The 16,197-nt window shown below is 64.6% G+C and carries 13 protein-coding genes and 1 pseudogene; 9 read left to right on the top strand and 5 right to left on the bottom strand.

Features of this window, described 5'->3' with window-relative positions; translation table 11 throughout:
- Positions 1 to 92 precede the first annotated feature (92 nt).
- Positions 93 to 1,583 carry a replicative DNA helicase gene (locus tag Q0C64_RS05235; RefSeq protein WP_294121302.1) on the top strand — a complete coding sequence of 497 codons (1,491 nt, stop codon included), beginning with the start codon at positions 93 to 95 and terminating at the stop codon, positions 1,581 to 1,583.
- Here the strand turns inward: Q0C64_RS05235 and astD are convergent.
- The gene (astD, locus tag Q0C64_RS05230; protein ID WP_294121301.1) at positions 1,580 to 3,013 is read right to left on the bottom strand and encodes a succinylglutamate-semialdehyde dehydrogenase; all 1,434 of its coding nucleotides are present in this window, start codon (positions 3,011 to 3,013) and stop codon (positions 1,580 to 1,582) included. The genes Q0C64_RS05235 and astD overlap by 4 nt on opposite strands.
- Positions 3,014 to 3,060: 47 nt before the next feature.
- Entirely contained in the window at positions 3,061 to 4,434 is a 1,374-nt protein-coding gene (locus Q0C64_RS05225) for a protein adenylyltransferase SelO family protein (RefSeq protein ID WP_294121299.1), read from the bottom strand.
- Positions 4,435 to 4,472: 38 nt separating this feature from the next.
- Between Q0C64_RS05225 and Q0C64_RS05220 the strand changes: the two genes are divergently transcribed.
- On the top strand, positions 4,473 to 5,363 hold the full coding sequence (locus Q0C64_RS05220) for an alpha/beta hydrolase (RefSeq protein ID WP_294121298.1): 891 nt from the start codon (positions 4,473 to 4,475) through the stop codon (positions 5,361 to 5,363).
- On the opposite strand, the gene Q0C64_RS05215 is transcribed toward Q0C64_RS05220, so the two are convergent.
- Together Q0C64_RS05215 and Q0C64_RS05210 are read right to left on the bottom strand one after the other, a co-directional pair.
- Positions 5,355 to 5,942 (bottom strand): SCO family protein, encoded by a 588-nt coding sequence (locus tag Q0C64_RS05215; RefSeq protein WP_294121297.1) that lies wholly within the window; start codon positions 5,940 to 5,942, stop codon positions 5,355 to 5,357. The genes Q0C64_RS05220 and Q0C64_RS05215 overlap by 9 nt on opposite strands.
- Entirely contained in the window at positions 5,939 to 6,370 is a 432-nt protein-coding gene (locus Q0C64_RS05210; protein ID WP_294121296.1) for a copper chaperone PCu(A)C, read from the bottom strand. Before Q0C64_RS05210 ends, Q0C64_RS05215 begins: the two co-directional genes overlap by 4 nt.
- A gap of 135 nt (positions 6,371 to 6,505) precedes the next feature.
- Between Q0C64_RS05210 and Q0C64_RS05205 the strand changes: the two genes are divergently transcribed.
- From Q0C64_RS05205 to Q0C64_RS05185, 5 genes are all read left to right on the top strand, one after another.
- Positions 6,506 to 7,117, top strand: a complete 612-nt coding sequence (locus Q0C64_RS05205) for a TetR/AcrR family transcriptional regulator (protein ID WP_294121295.1) — start codon at positions 6,506 to 6,508, stop codon at positions 7,115 to 7,117.
- Between the two features lie 339 nt (positions 7,118 to 7,456).
- Positions 7,457 to 7,849 carry a hypothetical protein gene (locus Q0C64_RS05200; RefSeq protein ID WP_294121294.1) on the top strand — a complete coding sequence of 131 codons (393 nt, stop codon included), beginning with the start codon at positions 7,457 to 7,459 and terminating at the stop codon, positions 7,847 to 7,849.
- Positions 7,846 to 9,111, top strand: a complete 1,266-nt coding sequence (locus Q0C64_RS05195; RefSeq protein ID WP_366004330.1) for an efflux RND transporter periplasmic adaptor subunit — start codon at positions 7,846 to 7,848, stop codon at positions 9,109 to 9,111. The genes Q0C64_RS05200 and Q0C64_RS05195 overlap by 4 nt, the downstream gene beginning before the upstream one ends.
- Positions 9,112 to 9,126: 15 nt before the next feature.
- Entirely contained in the window at positions 9,127 to 12,306 is a 3,180-nt protein-coding gene (locus Q0C64_RS05190; protein ID WP_294121293.1) for a multidrug efflux RND transporter permease subunit, read from the top strand.
- An 8-nt stretch (positions 12,307 to 12,314) separates the two neighbouring features.
- A complete protein-coding gene (locus tag Q0C64_RS05185; RefSeq protein WP_294121292.1) occupies positions 12,315 to 13,709 on the top strand; it encodes an efflux transporter outer membrane subunit in 1,395 nt (464 codons plus the stop codon).
- Here the strand turns inward: Q0C64_RS05185 and Q0C64_RS05180 are convergent.
- Positions 13,706 to 14,377, bottom strand: coding sequence for a TetR/AcrR family transcriptional regulator (locus tag Q0C64_RS05180; protein WP_294121290.1), 672 nt, complete (start codon positions 14,375 to 14,377; stop codon positions 13,706 to 13,708). The two genes, Q0C64_RS05185 and Q0C64_RS05180, sit on opposite strands and share 4 nt — an antisense overlap.
- Positions 14,378 to 14,492: 115 nt before the next feature.
- Here Q0C64_RS05180 and Q0C64_RS05175 point away from each other — a divergent pair, with 115 nt between their 5' ends.
- Together Q0C64_RS05175 and Q0C64_RS05170 are read left to right on the top strand one after the other, a co-directional pair.
- Positions 14,493 to 15,923 (top strand): efflux transporter outer membrane subunit, encoded by a 1,431-nt coding sequence (locus tag Q0C64_RS05175; protein WP_294121288.1) that lies wholly within the window; start codon positions 14,493 to 14,495, stop codon positions 15,921 to 15,923.
- 28 nt (positions 15,924 to 15,951) lie between these two features.
- Positions 15,952 to 16,197 (top strand): annotated as a pseudogene (locus Q0C64_RS05170) (hypothetical protein); the annotation flags it as partial.

The raw sequence follows: 16,197 nt of genomic DNA, 5'->3' as shown, positions 1-16,197 counted from the left end.
AGTTAGTTTTCCACAGTTTGATAACATTCTCCCGTGGGTGTGCTACTTATGTTCTCGTATCGCCCCTCGCCGGAATAGGCATAGACCAACCCATGGCCGAAGTAGTTCGAATCGACGGCGGGGCGGAAGCGCCCGCAACCCCCTCGCTCCCCCAGAATATCGAGGCGGAAGCTGCGCTATTGGGGGCGCTGATGATCGACAATCGGCTGGTCGAGGACATCCAGCTCAGGTTGAAGCCGCACCATTTCTTCGAGCCGCTGCACGGCCGCGTCTACGAAGCCATCCTCCGGATGACCGACAAGAATATGGTCGCCAATCCAGTCACGCTGAAGCCGATTTTCGATGCCGACGAAGCGATGAAGGAGGTCGGCGGGCCGGCCTATCTGGCGCAGCTGACGGGATCCGGCGCGGCAGTGATCGGTGCTCGCGACTTTGCCGCGCAAATCTATGACCTGGCCCTGTTGAGGGCGCTAGTCGGGGTCGGGCGCGACATGGTCGAGGGCGCACTCGACACCAGCGAGGAAGTGGCGCCGCTGACCCAGATCGAGCGGGCCGAGAGCGAGCTATACCGGGTGGCGGAAGAGGGCGGCACGGCATCGTCCGTCAAGAGCTTCGGTGAAGCGACCCGCCTGGCGCTCGAACAGGCCGAGAAAGCACTCAACAGCGGCGGCCATTTGTCTGGCATCACCACCGGTCTCGACGGCATCAACACCAAGGTCGGCGGCATGCACAAGAGCGACCTGGTGATCCTCGCCGGGCGCCCGGGCATGGGCAAGACCTCGCTCGCCACCAACATGGCGTTCAGCGCCGCCAAGCGCTTCGTCCAGGACCAGGAAGACGGCATCGATCCGGCCAAGAGCGCCGGCGCGCCGGTCGCCTTCTTCAGCCTGGAAATGTCGGCCGACCAGCTCGCCACGCGTATTCTTGCCGAGCAATCGGGGATCAGCGCGGAAAACCTCCGCATGGGCAAAATCAGCCAGCAGGAATTCCGCCATCTGGCACGGGCCGCCGGCGAGCTCAGCACGCTGCCGCTGTACATCGACGATACGCCCGGCCTGACGATTGCCGCCCTGCGCGCCCGCGCCCGGCGCCTGAAGCGGCAAAAGGGCATCGGCATGGTGGTGGTCGACTATCTCCAGCTGCTCCAGGGCACGGGCAAGAACAACAACGACAACCGTGTGCAGGAAATCTCGGAGATCAGCCGCGGCCTCAAGCAACTGGCCAAGGAACTCGACTTGCCCGTGTTGGCCCTGTCGCAGCTCAGCCGCGCCGTCGAGCAGCGCGAGGACAAGAAGCCGCAGCTATCGGACCTTCGTGAATCGGGCTCGATCGAGCAGGATGCCGACATGGTCTGGTTCGTGTTCCGGCCCGACTATTATGTCGCGGCCAAGCAGCCGCCCGACGATCATCCCGACTTCGCGGCCTGGCAGGAAGAGATGCAGCGGGTCTATGGCACCGCCGAACTGATCGTCGCCAAGCAGCGCCATGGCGCGACCGGCAAGGTCAGGATGCGGTTCGACGCCAAAATCACCAAGTTCAGCGACGCCGGCGACAGCGACTATCTGCCGGAGATGCGGAGCTAGGCATCGTCGGTCGCGACGTGAACGTCGCGAAGACCTTCTCCGATAACCGCACGGGTACTTTCTGCTTCAACACTTGTAACCGGATAGGCTGTATAATCGGCGGCGTAGAAGGCGCTGGGGCGATGATTGCCGCTGAAGCCGACCCCGCCGAACGGAGCATTGGACGGAGCGCCGTTGGTCGGCTTGTTCCAGTTGATCACGCCCGACCTGACATTGGCCCAGAACCGGTCATAGAGCTTCGGGCTCTTGGTCAGCACGCTGGCGGCGAGACCGAAGCGGGTATTGTTGGCTTCGTCGATCGCGGCATCGAAACTTTTGACCCTGATGAGCTGCAACACGGGACCGAACAATTCCTCGTCGAGCCGGTCCTTGGCGTCGGTCATGTCGATCAGTGCCGGCGTCAAATAGGGCCGCTCCTCGTGCGGCCGCTCGAGACGGCGGATCGGTTTGCCGCCCTTCATCATCAGCGCGATGAACCGGTCCTGGAGGATGTCGGCAGTAACCAGATCGATCACCGGCCCCATGAACGGTTGCGGGTCGGCCATCGGATGGTCGACGATGATCCGGTCGATCAGCTTGCAGATCTCGGCGACCAGCTCTTCATGCTGGCCGTCCTCGACGATCAGCCGGCGCGCCGCGGTACAGCGCTGACCGGCCGACAGATAGGCCGACTGGACGATGATCGTCGCCGCCGATTGCAGGTCGGGCTGATCCCACACCACGATCGGGTTGTTGCCGCCCAGCTCCAGCGCCAATATCTTGTTCGGAGTTTCGGCGAACTGGCGATGTAACGCCATGCCGGCGCCAACCGATCCGGTGAAGAGCAGGCCATCAATTCCAGCCTGTGCGGCTAACGCTTTGCCTTCCGCCGGCCCGCCGATCAACAGCCGAAGCGCGCCTTCCGGTACCCCGGCCTCGTGGAAGCATTTGACCAGATATTCGCCCGTCGCCGGTGTCTTTTCCGACGGTTTGAACACCACCGTATTGCCGGCGATCAGCGCCGGGACGATGTGGCCGTTGGGCAAATGCGCGGGGAAATTATAGGGGCCGAGCACCGCCAGCACGCCATGCGGCTTGTGGCGGACGGTGACCTTGTTGCCCATCGCCGCTTCGAGCCGGCTGGTCGGGGTGCGCTGGCTGTAAGCGTTGACCGAAATTTCGACCTTGTTGATGACCGAGGCGACTTCGGTCTTGGCCTCCCAATAGGGCTTGCCGGTCTCGCGCGCGACCAGCTCGGCGAATTCGATTTCCTTGGCGCGAACGACATTGGCGAAGCGGCGCAACGTCTCGATCCGGAAGGTGACCGAGTGCGCGGCCCATTCCGGCCAGGCGGCGCGCGCTGCGGCGACCTCCGCGGCGGCATCGCCAACCGGCCCGGACCAGACCTGATCGCCGGTGGCCGGCTCGGTCGAGACGAGTGTTTCGGTCATTTGCGGTTCGGCATCCTAAGGCGCGTTCCCATGCCGCGCATCGCCGGTCAACCCACCGCATCCGACGTCATGGCGTCAGCCAGGCGCCGGATAGCCTCGATTTTGGACTCGAACGGTTGCCAATCGTCATGGTCGGCGATGGCCGACCAGATCGCCTCGACCTCGTCGATCAGCATCGAGCATGGGGTTTCGTCGTTCCAATAGGAATGGGAAAGCGGCTGCTGCCTGCCATCCAGCCGCGCCCTTAGTTCGTCGAAGTCCGACGCGGTGTAAACTTCCGCAGTCGGCATCCGCCCGCCGCGCCAGTCGAAAAAGAAGCGGTCGATGCCGACGGAGCGCGAACGAAGCGTTTTGAGTGCAGCCGACACAAGCGCCCGGTCTTCATCGAAACTCGGCGCAACGCCAAGGCGCCTGATCATGGCATCGACCAATGCCATCTCGAACCGCGCCGGCCACGATGCCAGCAGGTCCGACAGGGCCGGCGCGTCGCCGATCATCGCCAGGCAGCCGGCCAGCTGGGCGACATCCCAGTGGATGGCTTCGGGCTGGCGGCCGAAGGCGTAAAGCCCGGACTGGTCGAAATAGGCGGCGGTGAATTCCTCGTCCCATTCGGGCGCGAAGCGCCATGGGCCATAGTCGAAGCTCTCGCCAGTGATGTTGATATTGTCGCTGTTGAGCACGCCGTGGACGAAGCCGGCGGCGATATAGCTGGCGGCCAATGTCGCGGTCGCGCCGCAGGCCCGGTCAAGCAGCCGCGCGGCGTTCTCGGCGTCATCGCCAAGCGGCTCGTCGAGCAGATGCTGGAGGCAGTATCGCGCCAACCTGGCGATGGCGTCGGCGTCGTTGAAAAAGGCGAAGCGCTGGAAATTGCCGATCCGGATATGGCCGTGGCTGAGCCGCGTCAGCACCGATGAGCGGGTGGGCGAGGGCTCGTCGCCGCGCCACAACTCCTCGCCGGATTCGAACAAGGCAAAGCTCTTCGACGTGTTGACGCCGAGCGCTTCGAGCATCTCGGTCGCCAGCACTTCGCGCACGCCGCCCTTGAGGGTCAACCGGCCGTCGCCGCTGCGGCTGTAGGGAGTCTGGCCGCTGCCCTTGGTGCCGAGGTCGAGCAGGCGGCCAGCGCCGTCCCGAACTTGCGCGAACAAAAAGCCGCGGCCGTCGCCGATGTCGGGATTGTATACGCGGAATTGGTGGCCATGATAGCGCAGCGCCAGCGGTTGCGGGAGGTTGTCGGGCAGTGGTTCGAACCGGAAGAAATGACGGGCCCAAGCCGGATCGTTTAGTTCGCCAAGACCGATCCGTTCCGCCCAGCGGCGGTTCAGGAACCGAGGCGTGCGTGTTGGAAATTCGGCTGGTGCCACCGCATCGTAGAAGCCCTCACCGAGCTCCAGGATCGGAATGGGTTGCGGCGCGGCCATCCGCCCGCGATAGGGGGACTCCTGTTGCGGGGGAAGTAATGCCGAGTTGGACCGACCGTTACTGGAACAGCGCCGAAGGCCTCCGACTCCATTACCGGGACTATGCCGGCCCGCGCGACAAGCCGCCGATCCTGTGCATCCCCGGGCTGACCCGAAACGCCCGCGATTTCGAGCCGGTGGCCGAACGCTATGCCGGCGACTGGCGGGTCATCGCGGTCGACCTACGCGGACGGGGCGAAAGCGAGTCCGATCCCGATACCCGGCGTTACTCGCCGCACTATTATGTTGCCGACGTGTTGAAGTTGCTCGACCAGCTTGGCATCGCCGACGCGGTGTTCATGGGCACGTCGCTGGGCGGGCTTTGCACCATGTTGCTGGCGTCGACCGATGCCGACCGGATTGCCGGGGCAATGCTTAACGACATCGGGCCGGAGATCGATCAGTCGGGGCTCGAACGGATCGGCGGCTATGTCGGCAAGGAAAACGGCTTTTCCAGCTGGGAGGACGCGGCCCACGCGCTCGCCGAACGCAATGCCGACATCTATCCCAACTGGACCGAAGATGATTGGGAGCGCTTTACCCGGCGGTTGTGTCACCAGACCGCCGACGGGATCCGCTTCCAATATGACATGGGGATTGCGGATAATTTCGGCGCGGCGGCCAATTCGCCCGATGAGAAGCGCTGGCCGCTATACCGGGCGCTGGCCGGCCGTCCGGTCACCATCCTGCGCGGCGAGCTGTCGGACTTGCTATCGCGGGACGTTGCCGCGCAGATGGTTGAAGCGCTCGGCGGCGACGCCGAACTGGTCGAAGTGCCCGATGTCGGCCACACGCCGACGCTGGAAGAGCCCGAAGCAGGCGCGGCGATGGACCGGCTGCTCGAGCGGGTCATGGCCCAGGAGCAATCCGGCGCGGAGTCGCTAGCCTAGCCGCTTCAGTTTCTCGAGCGCGACGCCGTCCCCTTCTTCCGGCGACAAGGTCGCGACGAACTGCCCGTTGCGGTCCATCAGGAAGACGGTGGCGGTGTGGTCGACGCTATATTCGCCGCCCGGCTGGTCGACCTTTTGCGAGAAGACGCCGAACAGCTTCTTGACCCGCTCGATGTCGGCGGCGCTGCCGGTCAGCCCGACTACCGGCGCGCCGAACAGGCTCGCATAACTCCCGACTTCAGCAGGTCCGTCGCGTTCCGGATCGACCGTGACGAAGACAATCGACAAGGCCGCGTCGCCCTGGCCGAGCTGGCGCCGAAGCTTGACCAGCCGGGCGAGCGTGGTCGGGCAGACATCGGGGCAGTGGGTAAAGCCGAAGAAGATCGCGGCCGGCTCGCCGTTGAGGCGCGAGCTTTGGAACGGCTTGCCGTCGCTGCCGGTCAGGGTGAACGGCCCGCCAATGGTCGCCAGTTGTTGGCTTGAGTCGGAGGACGGCCGTTGCAAGGCAAGGAAAATGCCGCCGATCGCCGCTATGGCGACCAGAACCCACAGCATCGTCCGTAGCCGCTGGTGGCTCATTGGCCTTCGGGCTTCAGCACGTTGACGGTAATTGACTGATCCTCGCTGCCACGAAACTTCAGCACCAGGTCGAACTCATCGCCGGTGCGCAGCGGGGCGCGCAGGCCTTCAAGCATGATGTGGGTGCCGCCGGGTTTCATCTCGATCTTGTCGTGAGCCGGCAGATTGATCTCGCCGGCCATGCGCATTCTGGCCACGCCGCCCACCACCTCATTCTGGTGGACCATCGCCATCGCTGCATGGTCGGTGAAGGCGCCAGTCAACCGGTCAGCTCCATCGCCCTTATTCTCGATCGTCAGATAGACCGCGGCCGGCGCCTGGCCGATGGTTGGGCGTGCCCATGCGTTGGAAATCCGGATGTCGGAACCGCCTTGCTGGCCGCAGGAGGCGAGGAGCAGCAGGGCGAAAATGGGAAGTTGGCGGATCATCGCGCCCGACCTAAGGGCTCGCCAACGGCTTCGCAACGTTGTCCCTCGCAATTTTCCCTTCGCTGGGAACGGCAAAACCGTTCAACCGCAAGAACCGCTGGATTTTCAAAAACATCTTATTATATACCGACCGATATGAATAAGCCCGAATCCATCGCGACACGTGGCCGGCCGCGCGAATTTTGCGTCGATTACGCCCTCGCTCAAGCTCTCAGCGTGTTCTGGGCCAAGGGCTATGAAGGCGCGTCCCTGACCGACCTTACCGAGGCGATGGGGATCACTCGCCCGAGTCTTTACGCGGCGTTCGGCAACAAGGAGTCGCTGTTCCGCAAGGCGCTGGATCTCTACGAGCGCGAGAAGCTCGATTATATCGGCAAGGCCATGGCGCAACCGACAGCGCGCAAGGTCGCTGAGGCGATGGCGCTCGGTTCGATCGAGAACGCGACCGGCGGCGGCGAGCCGCATGGCTGCCTGCGCGTGATCAGCTCGGTTGCCTGTGGGCCCGCCGCACAATCGATCCACCACGAGGTCGTCGAGCGCAGCAACAAGGGCAAGCAGGCGCTGATCGAGCGGTTTGAGCGCGCCAAGCAGGAAGGCGATTTGCCAGCGCATGTCGATACCGAAGGACTGACCCGGGTCCTGATCGCCATCCTCCAGGGGATTTCGGTCCAGGCCAACCAGGGCGCGTCGCGCGAAGAGCTCGAAAAGCTGGTCGAAACAGCGATGATGCTCTGGCCAAGTGAGTGAGCCTTATACTGTCATCGAAATTTTTTATCGATCGGTATAGAAATTTGCTTGACGTCAATTATATCGCTTTGTACTGACCGGTACAGAAAGCTTGGGTTAACGAGTCTCGATCGCTTTCCGACCATCGACAAAAAGGGGCCGATGCGTCTGATGATCGTATCCATTTCCGCGGGCCGTGACACCCGCCTGTAATTTGTAACCACCCTTTGAACTGACCTTTCAACGTCGAGGCATGGTGCTTCGCCGGACGGGTCCTTGCGTGCCCTGGCAGCGGCACAGCGCCGGAACCTCGGTTCCCGGCAGCCGATGGCGCTTGCCCCGGACACAGGGAGAAAAAGCATGGCATTTGCAGCGCGCATCGAACCGCACAACGCCGAGCCGATTGCCCTGAGGGGCGTCCCGGCCAACGACACTGCCAGGCCCGATTTCTCGCGGCTCGAATGGTCGGTGATCCGGCTGGCCAAGGTCGACAGCCTGTCGACGTTGCGCGAGCCGGGCCGCCTCGGTCGCTTCATCAACTGGCTGTTGAACCGCAAGGGCAACCCGGAGCTGGCCAACGAGCGGCTGGAGTCGCTCCGCCGCATGGCCGTGCTCGGCTGGCACTATGGTTTCACCGTGCCGGGCGAGGACGTCGCGTCGTTCCTCTCGGCCGGATTCAGTCCCGATCAATATGAGCTGATGGTGCACAGCATCCGCGCCGCCGTCAGCGGTCCTCAAGGAATAACTGCATGAACATGATCAGCCAAGTTTCGGCGGCCGACGCTGAGCAGCAAACGCTCAGCGCCAGGATCGCCCAACGTCCACGCTGGCAGCGTGCCGCCATCTACGGCACGCCGCTGGTCCTGCTTGTCGCGGCCGTTACCTATTGGAACAGCGCTCCTTCCCCTGCAGCTGCTCCTCCTGCCCCCATGGTAACGGTCGCGGCACCCCTCGAGCAGAACATCAACCAATGGGACGATTATGTCGGCCGGTTCGAAGCCAGCCGCAGCGTAGAGGTGCGTCCGCGCGTCTCCGGCCAGATCATTGGCGTGCACTTCACCGACGGCCAGATCGTCCAGAAGGGCCAGCTGCTGTTCACGATCGATCCGCGGCCATTCGGGGCAGCCCTTGCCGAAGCGCGCGCCGCCGTCGCCGCCGCGCAGAGCGACTTGTCCCTGGCCGAGATTAATCTCGGCCGTGCCAAGCGGCTTGTCGAGGCCCAGGCCGTCTCGCAAAGCGACGTTGACCGGCTGACCGCCACCGTCAGGTCGGCGCAGGCTGCCCTGGCGGCCGCTCGGGCCCGTGTCAGCTCGCGAGCGCTCGACGTCGAATTCGCATACGTTCGCGCGCCGATCAGCGGCCGTGTTTCGGATCGCCGGATCGATCCGGGCAATTTGGTAGCGTCGGGCGAAACGCTGATGACCACCATCAACGCGCTTGACCCGATCTACTTCACTTTCGACGTGCCGGAATCGCTCTATCTCAAGACGTCCCGCCAGCGGCTGGCCAACCATGGCGCCGGCGAGACCGCCGAGATCCGCCTGCAGGACGAGGCGCAATATAGCTGGCGCGGCAAGCTCGACTTTACCGACAATGGCATCAGCCAGAATTCGGGAACGATCCGCGCCCGGGCAGTGGTCGCCAACCCGACTCTGTTCCTGGCGCCGGGCATGTTCGGCAACATGAGGCTGGCGGACGGCGGCACGGTGCCGGCGCTGCTGATCCCGGACGCGGCCGTGCGCACCGACCAGGCGCGCAAGATCGTGCTGGTGGTCGGCAAGGACGACACGGTCGCGGCCAAGCCGGTCGAACCCGGTCCGCTGGTCGGCAACCTTCGCGCCATCCGCTCGGGCCTTGCCAAGACCGACCGGGTGATCGTCCAGGGCGTTCAGTTCGCCATGCCGGGTGCCAAGGTGCAGCCGCGCGTCACCCAGATCAAATATGACGCCAGCGCGGTCAAAGGCCCGCCGCCGTCTACGCCGAGCGCGTCGCAAGCAACGTTCGCCGCCAACTAATCGGAGCAAAGCCCCATGCGCTTTAGCCACTTCTTTATCCGGCGGCCGATCTTTGCCGCGGTGATCGCGATCATCATCACGATCATCGGCGCCTTTGCTTATGTCGGCCTGCCGGTATCGCAATTCCCCGACGTCGTCCCGCCGACGGTGACGGTCAGCACCAACTATCCGGGTGCCTCGGCCGAGACTGTCGCCGACACGGTCGCCGCGCCAATCGAGCAGCAGATCAACGGCGTCGACAACATGCTCTACCAGTCGTCGCAATCGACCGGCGACGGGCGGGTGACGATCACCGTCACCTTCAAGCTCGGCACTGATCTGGATACCGCGCAGGTGCTGGTCCAGAACCGCGTCGCGCTGGCCGAACCGCGCTTGCCCGAAGAGGTCCGCCGCCAGGGCGTGGTGGTCCGCAAGGAGCAGCCGAGTTGGCTGATGGCCGTCAACGTGCTGTCGCCCGACGGCTCGCTCGATCGCGGCTATGTGTCCAACTATGCGCTGACCCAGATTCGCGACCGGCTGACCCGTGTCGACGGCATCGGTGACGTGCAGATCTTCGGTGCGCGTGACTATGCCATGCGGGTCTGGATCGATCCGGGCCGCGCGGCGACACTCGGCCTCACCGCCGGCGAAGTGGTCAATGCGCTACGCAGCCAGAACGTGCAAGTCGCGGCCGGCGTGGTCGGCCAGCCGCCCTATGACACCGGCACGGCGCAGCAGCTCAACGTCGAGACCCAGGGGCGCTTCAAGACCGCCGACGAATTTTCCAACATCGTCATTCGCAGCGATCCGGCGACGGGCGCCATCACCCGGTTGCGCGATGTGGCGCGGGTCGAGCTTGGCGCGTCCGATTATGGCGTCAACGCCTACCTCTCGGGCACCGACTCGATTATCCTGGGGATTACACAAAGGCCGGGCACCAATGCGCTCGCCGCCTCGGAAGGCGTGAAGCGCGAGCTGGCGGATGCCGCCAAGAGCTTCCCCAAGGGGCTCGAGTACCGGATCATCTGGAATCCTACAGAATTCATCAGCGAATCGATGACCGCCGTGCAGGAAACGCTGCTCGAGGCGATGCTGCTGGTGGTGCTGGTGATCATCGTCTTCCTGCAAAGCTGGCGCGCGGCGGTGATCCCGATCGTCGCCATTCCGGTTTCGCTGATCGGCACCTTCGCAGTGCTGGCGGCGCTCGGCTATTCGCTCAACACGCTGTCGATGTTCGGCCTGGTGCTGGCGATCGGCATCGTCGTCGACGATGCTATCGTCGTGGTCGAGAATGTCGAGCGCAACCTCGAACATGGCCTCGACCCGAAGGAAGCGTCGCACCGCTCGATGGACGAAGTGTCGGCGGCGCTGGTGGCGATCGGCGTGGTGCTGATCGCGGTATTCGTGCCGACCACTTTCCTTACCGGCATCACCGGCGAATTCTATCGTCAGTTCGCGGTGACCATCGCCGCCTCGACGGTAATTTCGCTGCTGCTGTCACTGACCTTGTCGCCGGCGCTGGCCGCGCTGCTGCTGAAGCCGCGCAGTGACCACCGCGCCGAAACCGGCGTGATGGGCGCGCTGCATCGCGCAGGCGACAAGTTCAACGAGGCGTTCGGGCGCCTCAGCGAATGGTATGCCGGCTTCACCCGTCGCATCACCCATGCGCCGAAGCGCGCGCTGACCGTCTACGGCGGGCTGGTCGCGCTGACCCTGGCGATATTCTGGGCGACCCCGGCCGGCTTCGTCCCGGCCCAGGACCAGGGCTACGCGCTGGCCGCCATCCAGCTTCCGCCGGGAAGCTCGATCGAGCGGACCGACGCGGTGCTCAAGAAAGCGGTGGCCAAGCTGCTGAAGGTGCCCGGAGTCGACCAGGCGGTGATGTTCTCGGGCTTCGACGGTGCGTCGGGCACGCAGGCGTCCAACGCCGGTGCCGCCTATGTCACCTTCAAGCCGTTCGAGGAGCGCGCCGGCACCGACCGCACCGAGCTCAATATCGAAAATGACATGCGCGCCGCGCTGGCCGACATGGACGAGGCGTTCGTGTTCGTCATCCCACCGCCGGTCATCCAGGGCATCGGCAATGGCGGCGGCTATCGCATGATCGTCCAGGACCGCAGCGACATGGGCTACCAGGCCCTCGAGCAGGCGGCCGGCCAGCTGATCGGTTCGGCGCACCAGGATCCGCGGCTGAAGAACGTCTTCACGCTCTATAATACCGCGACCCCGCGGATCTGGGCCGACATCGACCGGGCCAAGGCGGACATGCTCGGCGTTCCGCCGGAGCGGGTATTCGAGGCGCTGCAGGTTTATCTGGGCTCGGCTTACGTCAACGACTTCAACCTGCTCGGCCGCACCTACCGGGTGACCGCGCAGGCCGAAGCTTCGGCGCGCGACGACCCTGCGGACATCGCCCAATTGAAGACCCGGTCGAACAGCGGAGCGATGGTGCCGATCGGTTCGGTCGCGACCTTCAGCGACAAGACCGGCCCGTACCGGGTCACCCGCTACAACCTCTTCCCCGCGGTCGAGGTCGATGGTGAGACCGCGCCCGGAACGTCAACCGGCCAGGCGATGAAAGTCATGGGCGATCTGGCGGCCAAGCTGCCGGCGGGCTTCTCGACCGAATGGACCGGGATCGCCTTCCAGCAGCAGGCAGCGGGCAACATCGCCATCCTGATCTTCGCTCTGTCAGTGGTGTTCGTCTTCCTGGTTCTTGCCGCGCAGTTCGAAAGCCTGCTGCTGCCGTTGGCGATCATCCTGATCGTGCCGATGACGCTGCTGGCGGCCATGGCCGGCGTCAATTTGCGGGGGATGGACAATAATATCCTGACCCAGATCGGCCTGATCGTGCTGATTGCGCTGGCGGCCAAGAATGCCATCCTGATCGTCGAGTTTGCCAAGCAGGCCGAGGAGCGCGGCGCGACCGCACTCGAAGCCGCGGTCGAGGCGGCTAGGACCCGGCTTCGCCCGATCCTGATGACCAGCTTTGCCTTCATCCTGGGTGTGCTGCCGTTGGTGGTCGCGAGCGGACCCGGATACGAGCTGCGCCAGGCGCTCGGCACGGCGGTGTTCTTCGGAATGATCGGTGTCACCGCCTTCGGCCTGGTGTTCACTCCTGTCTTCTACGTCGCCACGCGCGCGCTGGGTGACCGGCTGAGGAAGCCCCGTCAGGGCCCCGCCCAGCCCGAGCTCGCGCCGTTGCCGGCGGAATGAGGTTTACGATGAAGCATTTGAGGCATCTCACTACCCTGGTCTCGGCGCTGGCGCTGGCCGCCTGCGCGGTCGGACCGGATTATGCTGCGCCGAAGTCGGCTTCAGCCGCGGCCGGGCCATTCATTGCCGCCAAGGGTCCGGCATTGGCTCCGCTGGCTCCGGTCCAGGGCGACTGGTGGCGGCTGTACAATGACCCGGTGCTCGACGGGCTGATCGCCGACGCGCTGGCCCACAACACCGATGTCCGGGCAGCCGTCGCGCGGCTGGCCAAGGCCCGGGCGGCGCTCAAGGAGACCAAGGTCGACCGGCTGCCGCAGGGCGGCGTGAGCGGCGGAGTCACGCGAGGCCGCGATCCGGGCGACAAGGACGCCAGCACCAGCTTCGATGCCGGGCTCGACATCAGCTATGAGGTCGACCTGTTCGGCCGGGTCAGCCGCGGCGTCGAAGCGGCGCGCGGCGATGTCGCCGCCGCGGATGCCGACGCCGACGCGGTCCGCGTGGCGATCGTTGCCGATACGGCACGCGCCTATGCCGATGCTGCCAATGCCGCCGAGCGGCTGGCAGTGGCGCAGCATATCGTCGAGCTGCTGGATACCTCGCTGCAATTGACCGAGCGCCGGGTCGAGGTCGGGCTGAACAGCCGCCTCGATACCGCCCGCATCGCCACCTTACGAAACCAGAGACAAGCCGAGATTCCGGCCATCGCCGCCGAGCGTGACAATGCGCTCTTCAGATTGGCGACCCTGACCGGACGCGCGCCCGCCGAGCTGCCCCAACAGGCGGGCGCGCGAACCTCATCGCTGAGCCTCGACCGGCCGATCCCGGTCGGCGACGGAGCCCAGTTGCTCGCCCGCCGGCCCGACGTTCGGGCGGCGGAGCGGCGGTTGGCGGCGTCAACCGCCCGAATTGGAGTGGCTACGGCGGAGCTCTACCCGCGGATCACGCTTGGCGGGTCGCTGGGCGCTTCGGCCGGAAGCCTTGGCAATCTGTTCAGCAACCCGATCGGTTTCCTGCTCGGGCCGCTGATCAGCTGGTCCTTCTCCGATCATGCGCGCGCCCGTGCGCGCGTTGAAGGCTCCGAAGCGGGAGCGCAGGAAGCGCTGGCCGATTTCGACGGTACGGTGCTGCGCTCGCTGCAGGAGACGGAAACGGCCTTGTCCGCTTATGCCAATGCGCTGCAGCGGCTCGAAGCGCTGAAGTCGGCGCGCAACGAAGCCGAGGTCGCCGCCAAGATCGTCCGTGCGCAACAGCGGGAAGGGCAGGTGGATTCGCTCGCCCTGCTCGATGCGGAACGGACCTTTGCCGAAAGCGAAGCGGACCTGGCGGCGATGAACGGCCAGGTCGCAACGGCCCAGATCGACCTGTTCAGGGCGCTGGGCGGCGGTTGGGGCAGGGCGGCTTAGGCTGCCTTTCTTTTCGGCTTGGCCGCCTTGGTCGCGGAGGGCTTGGCCTTCTTGGCCTTCTCAGCGTCCGTGGCGTAGAGTTTGAGGAAGGCGTCAGCGGCGAGCGCGGCGGAAACCTTTAGAACCTCAGGGTCGGGGCCGGGAATGGCCTGCAGCAGCCGACATTCGAACATGTCCCATTCGTTGAGGCCCTTCCAATGCATTGCCGCGATCCAGGGATCGGTCCGTTGGAGGATGCCCGCATCCATCATTATCTCGAACCGATCGGCGAGCCGCTGCCACGCCGGACGAAGCACCTTCTCGTAGAAATCCTTGCCGATTGCCGATCCGTTGGGAAGCGTCGCCACCATGCGGATATTGGCCACGGGAGTCGCAGACAGTCGCCGCATCATATAAGCGAAGCCGAGCTGGACCAGGCCGTCTCGCAAATTCCCGGCTGCGAGAATCTCATTCATCAGCCGGTCGGCTTCTTCCGTGACGTCATAAACCAGGACGGCGGACAAGATCTCCTCTTTCGAGCGGAAGTAGCCGTAGAGCGTGGCTTTCGAACCGCCGACTCGCTCGGAAATCATCGCCATCGATGTGCGATCGAACCCGTGCAGCTCGAACAATTCCTGTGCGGCTTTGACAATCTCTAGCCGCTTTTCATTGGTTCTCACTCGCGCCACGCGCAACTCCTCCAAAAATCTAATACTGTACATGGGCGTTCAGTTTTGAATTGACAAGCCCGCGACTCGTAACTAAACCGTACAGTACAGTTACGCGAATCAAGGGATTTCGACAATGACTAGCCTGCAGGGCACGTGGCTCCGCCGCGCAGCCATCCTTTTGCCGTTGCTCGCGACGACCGCGTGCGCTTCGATTCCAAACCTCGGCGCGAAGCCGGAAATGCGTTCGGCTAGCGATTATGCGGCCAGTGCGTCACTAACGCCGACCGGCGCGCCGTGGCCCGACCGGGGCTGGTGGCTGCGCTATGGCGACGCCCAGCTCAATCAACTGATCGAGGAAGGAATCGCCGGCTCACCTGACGTGGAAGCCGCTGCTGCACGCTTCCGTACTGCGCAGGGCATTGCCCAGCAGGCGGGTGGCAAATTGGCGCCGAGCGTCGACGCCTTCGCCAGCTCCGATTTCAAGAAGATCGATTCCAAGGACATCAAGGCGTTCGGCATCGACGCCAGCAAGGTGATCAGCACCGGCAGCGCTGGCCTCAGCTTCTCGTTCGACCTCGACCTGTGGGGCAAGAATCGCGCGGCGCTGGCCGCCGCCACCTCCGATTCCGAGGCGGCCGGTTATGAGCTGGCCCAAGCGCGCCTCGCGCTGACCACCGGCATTGCCTCGACCTATGCCGACCTGGCGCAGCTTTATCGCCAGCGCGACACGCTCGATCGCGCACTTGAGCTTCGCTCGGAGTCGCTCAAGCTGGTCAACCAGCGCGTCGAGATCGGTCTCGATACGCGCGCCGAGCTGAAGCAGGCCGAGGGCCGCGTTGCCGACGCCCGCGACGACCTCGCCGCCAATGACGAAGCGATTGGCCTCACCCGCAATGCGCTCGCCGCGCTGGTCGGCAAGGGGCCGGACCGCGGCCTCGCCATCCAGCGCCCGTCCGTTTCGACCTTTGTCGCGCAGGGCATTCCGGCCAATGCGACGATCGACCTGATCGGCCGCCGCCCCGACATTGCCGCCTATCGCGCGAGTGTCGAAGCCAACGCCAGCCGGATCAAGGAGGCCAAGGCGGCCTTCTATCCGAACATCAGCATCACCGCCCTGCTCGGCCTCTCGGCCTTCGGCATCGGCGATATTTTCTCATCCACTTCCAGCTTTGGAAGCGTCAGCCCCGCGGTAACCTTACCCCTGTTCCACGGCGGCGCGCTCCAAGGCCAGTACCGCGGTGCACGCGGTCGTTATGACGAAGCCGTTGCCCTTTATAACCGGCAAATCATCACGGCGCTGCGCGAGACGGCGGATGCCGTCACCAGCCGGCGGGCCCTTGACGCCAGGCTGTTTGAATCGCGCAGGGCACTGGCCGACTATGAAGAGGCCAACAGCCTCGCCCGTAAGCGCTACGAGCGCGGGCTTTCCACCTATCTCGACGTGCTTTCGGCCGAAGAGAGCGTGCTGGGCGCACGCCTCAACGTGGCCGAGCTCGAGACCCGGGCTTTCGAGCTCGACGTGGCGCTGGTTCGCGCACTTGGCGGCGGCTTTTCGCGCGCCTGACCATCCATTCAAAAAGGGAATCTGAACAATGGCCGATAGGGATCCAAAAGAGCTGCACGAAGCTCATGAAGCGCAGCATTATGAAACCGTGCTTGCGGTTGACGCGCCGAAGGTGCCGATGACCGACAAGCGCAAGAAGCGCCTGAAAATCCTGGCTGCGCTGCTGGCGGCGAAAGTCGTCATCGGCGCCGGCTGGTGGCTGATGTCGGACGGCGATCATGTCACGACCGACAACGCCTATGTGAACGCGGATTCAGCGCAAGTCACGGCGTTG

Origin of the sequence: Sphingomonas sp. (genome assembly GCF_023266535.1) — a bacterium.
Lineage (GTDB): Bacteria > Pseudomonadota > Alphaproteobacteria > Sphingomonadales > Sphingomonadaceae > Sphingomicrobium.
This window is presented reverse-complemented; position numbering and strand designations above follow the sequence as displayed.

Bases quoted from the DNA above. Each gene is read 5' to 3' on its own strand.
- Q0C64_RS05220 (WP_294121298.1), top strand. From the start codon at position 4,473: ATGCCGAGTTGGACCGACCGTTACTGGAACAGCGCCGAAGGCCTCCGA.
- Q0C64_RS05195 (WP_366004330.1), top strand. From the start codon at position 7,846: ATGAACATGATCAGCCAAGTTTCGGCGGCCGACGCTGAGCAGCAAACG.
- Q0C64_RS05190 (WP_294121293.1), top strand. From the start codon at position 9,127: ATGCGCTTTAGCCACTTCTTTATCCGGCGGCCGATCTTTGCCGCGGTG.
- astD (WP_294121301.1), bottom strand. From the start codon at position 3,013: ATGACCGAAACACTCGTCTCGACCGAGCCGGCCACCGGCGATCAGGTC.
- Q0C64_RS05225 (WP_294121299.1), bottom strand. From the start codon at position 4,434: ATGGCCGCGCCGCAACCCATTCCGATCCTGGAGCTCGGTGAGGGCTTC.
- Q0C64_RS05200 (WP_294121294.1), top strand. From the start codon at position 7,457: ATGGCATTTGCAGCGCGCATCGAACCGCACAACGCCGAGCCGATTGCC.
- Q0C64_RS05235 (WP_294121302.1), top strand. From the start codon at position 93: ATGGCCGAAGTAGTTCGAATCGACGGCGGGGCGGAAGCGCCCGCAACC.
- Q0C64_RS05175 (WP_294121288.1), top strand. From the start codon at position 14,493: ATGACTAGCCTGCAGGGCACGTGGCTCCGCCGCGCAGCCATCCTTTTG.
- Q0C64_RS05215 (WP_294121297.1), bottom strand. From the start codon at position 5,942: ATGAGCCACCAGCGGCTACGGACGATGCTGTGGGTTCTGGTCGCCATA.
- Q0C64_RS05205 (WP_294121295.1), top strand. From the start codon at position 6,506: ATGAATAAGCCCGAATCCATCGCGACACGTGGCCGGCCGCGCGAATTT.
- Q0C64_RS05210 (WP_294121296.1), bottom strand. From the start codon at position 6,370: ATGATCCGCCAACTTCCCATTTTCGCCCTGCTGCTCCTCGCCTCCTGC.
- Q0C64_RS05185 (WP_294121292.1), top strand. From the start codon at position 12,315: ATGAAGCATTTGAGGCATCTCACTACCCTGGTCTCGGCGCTGGCGCTG.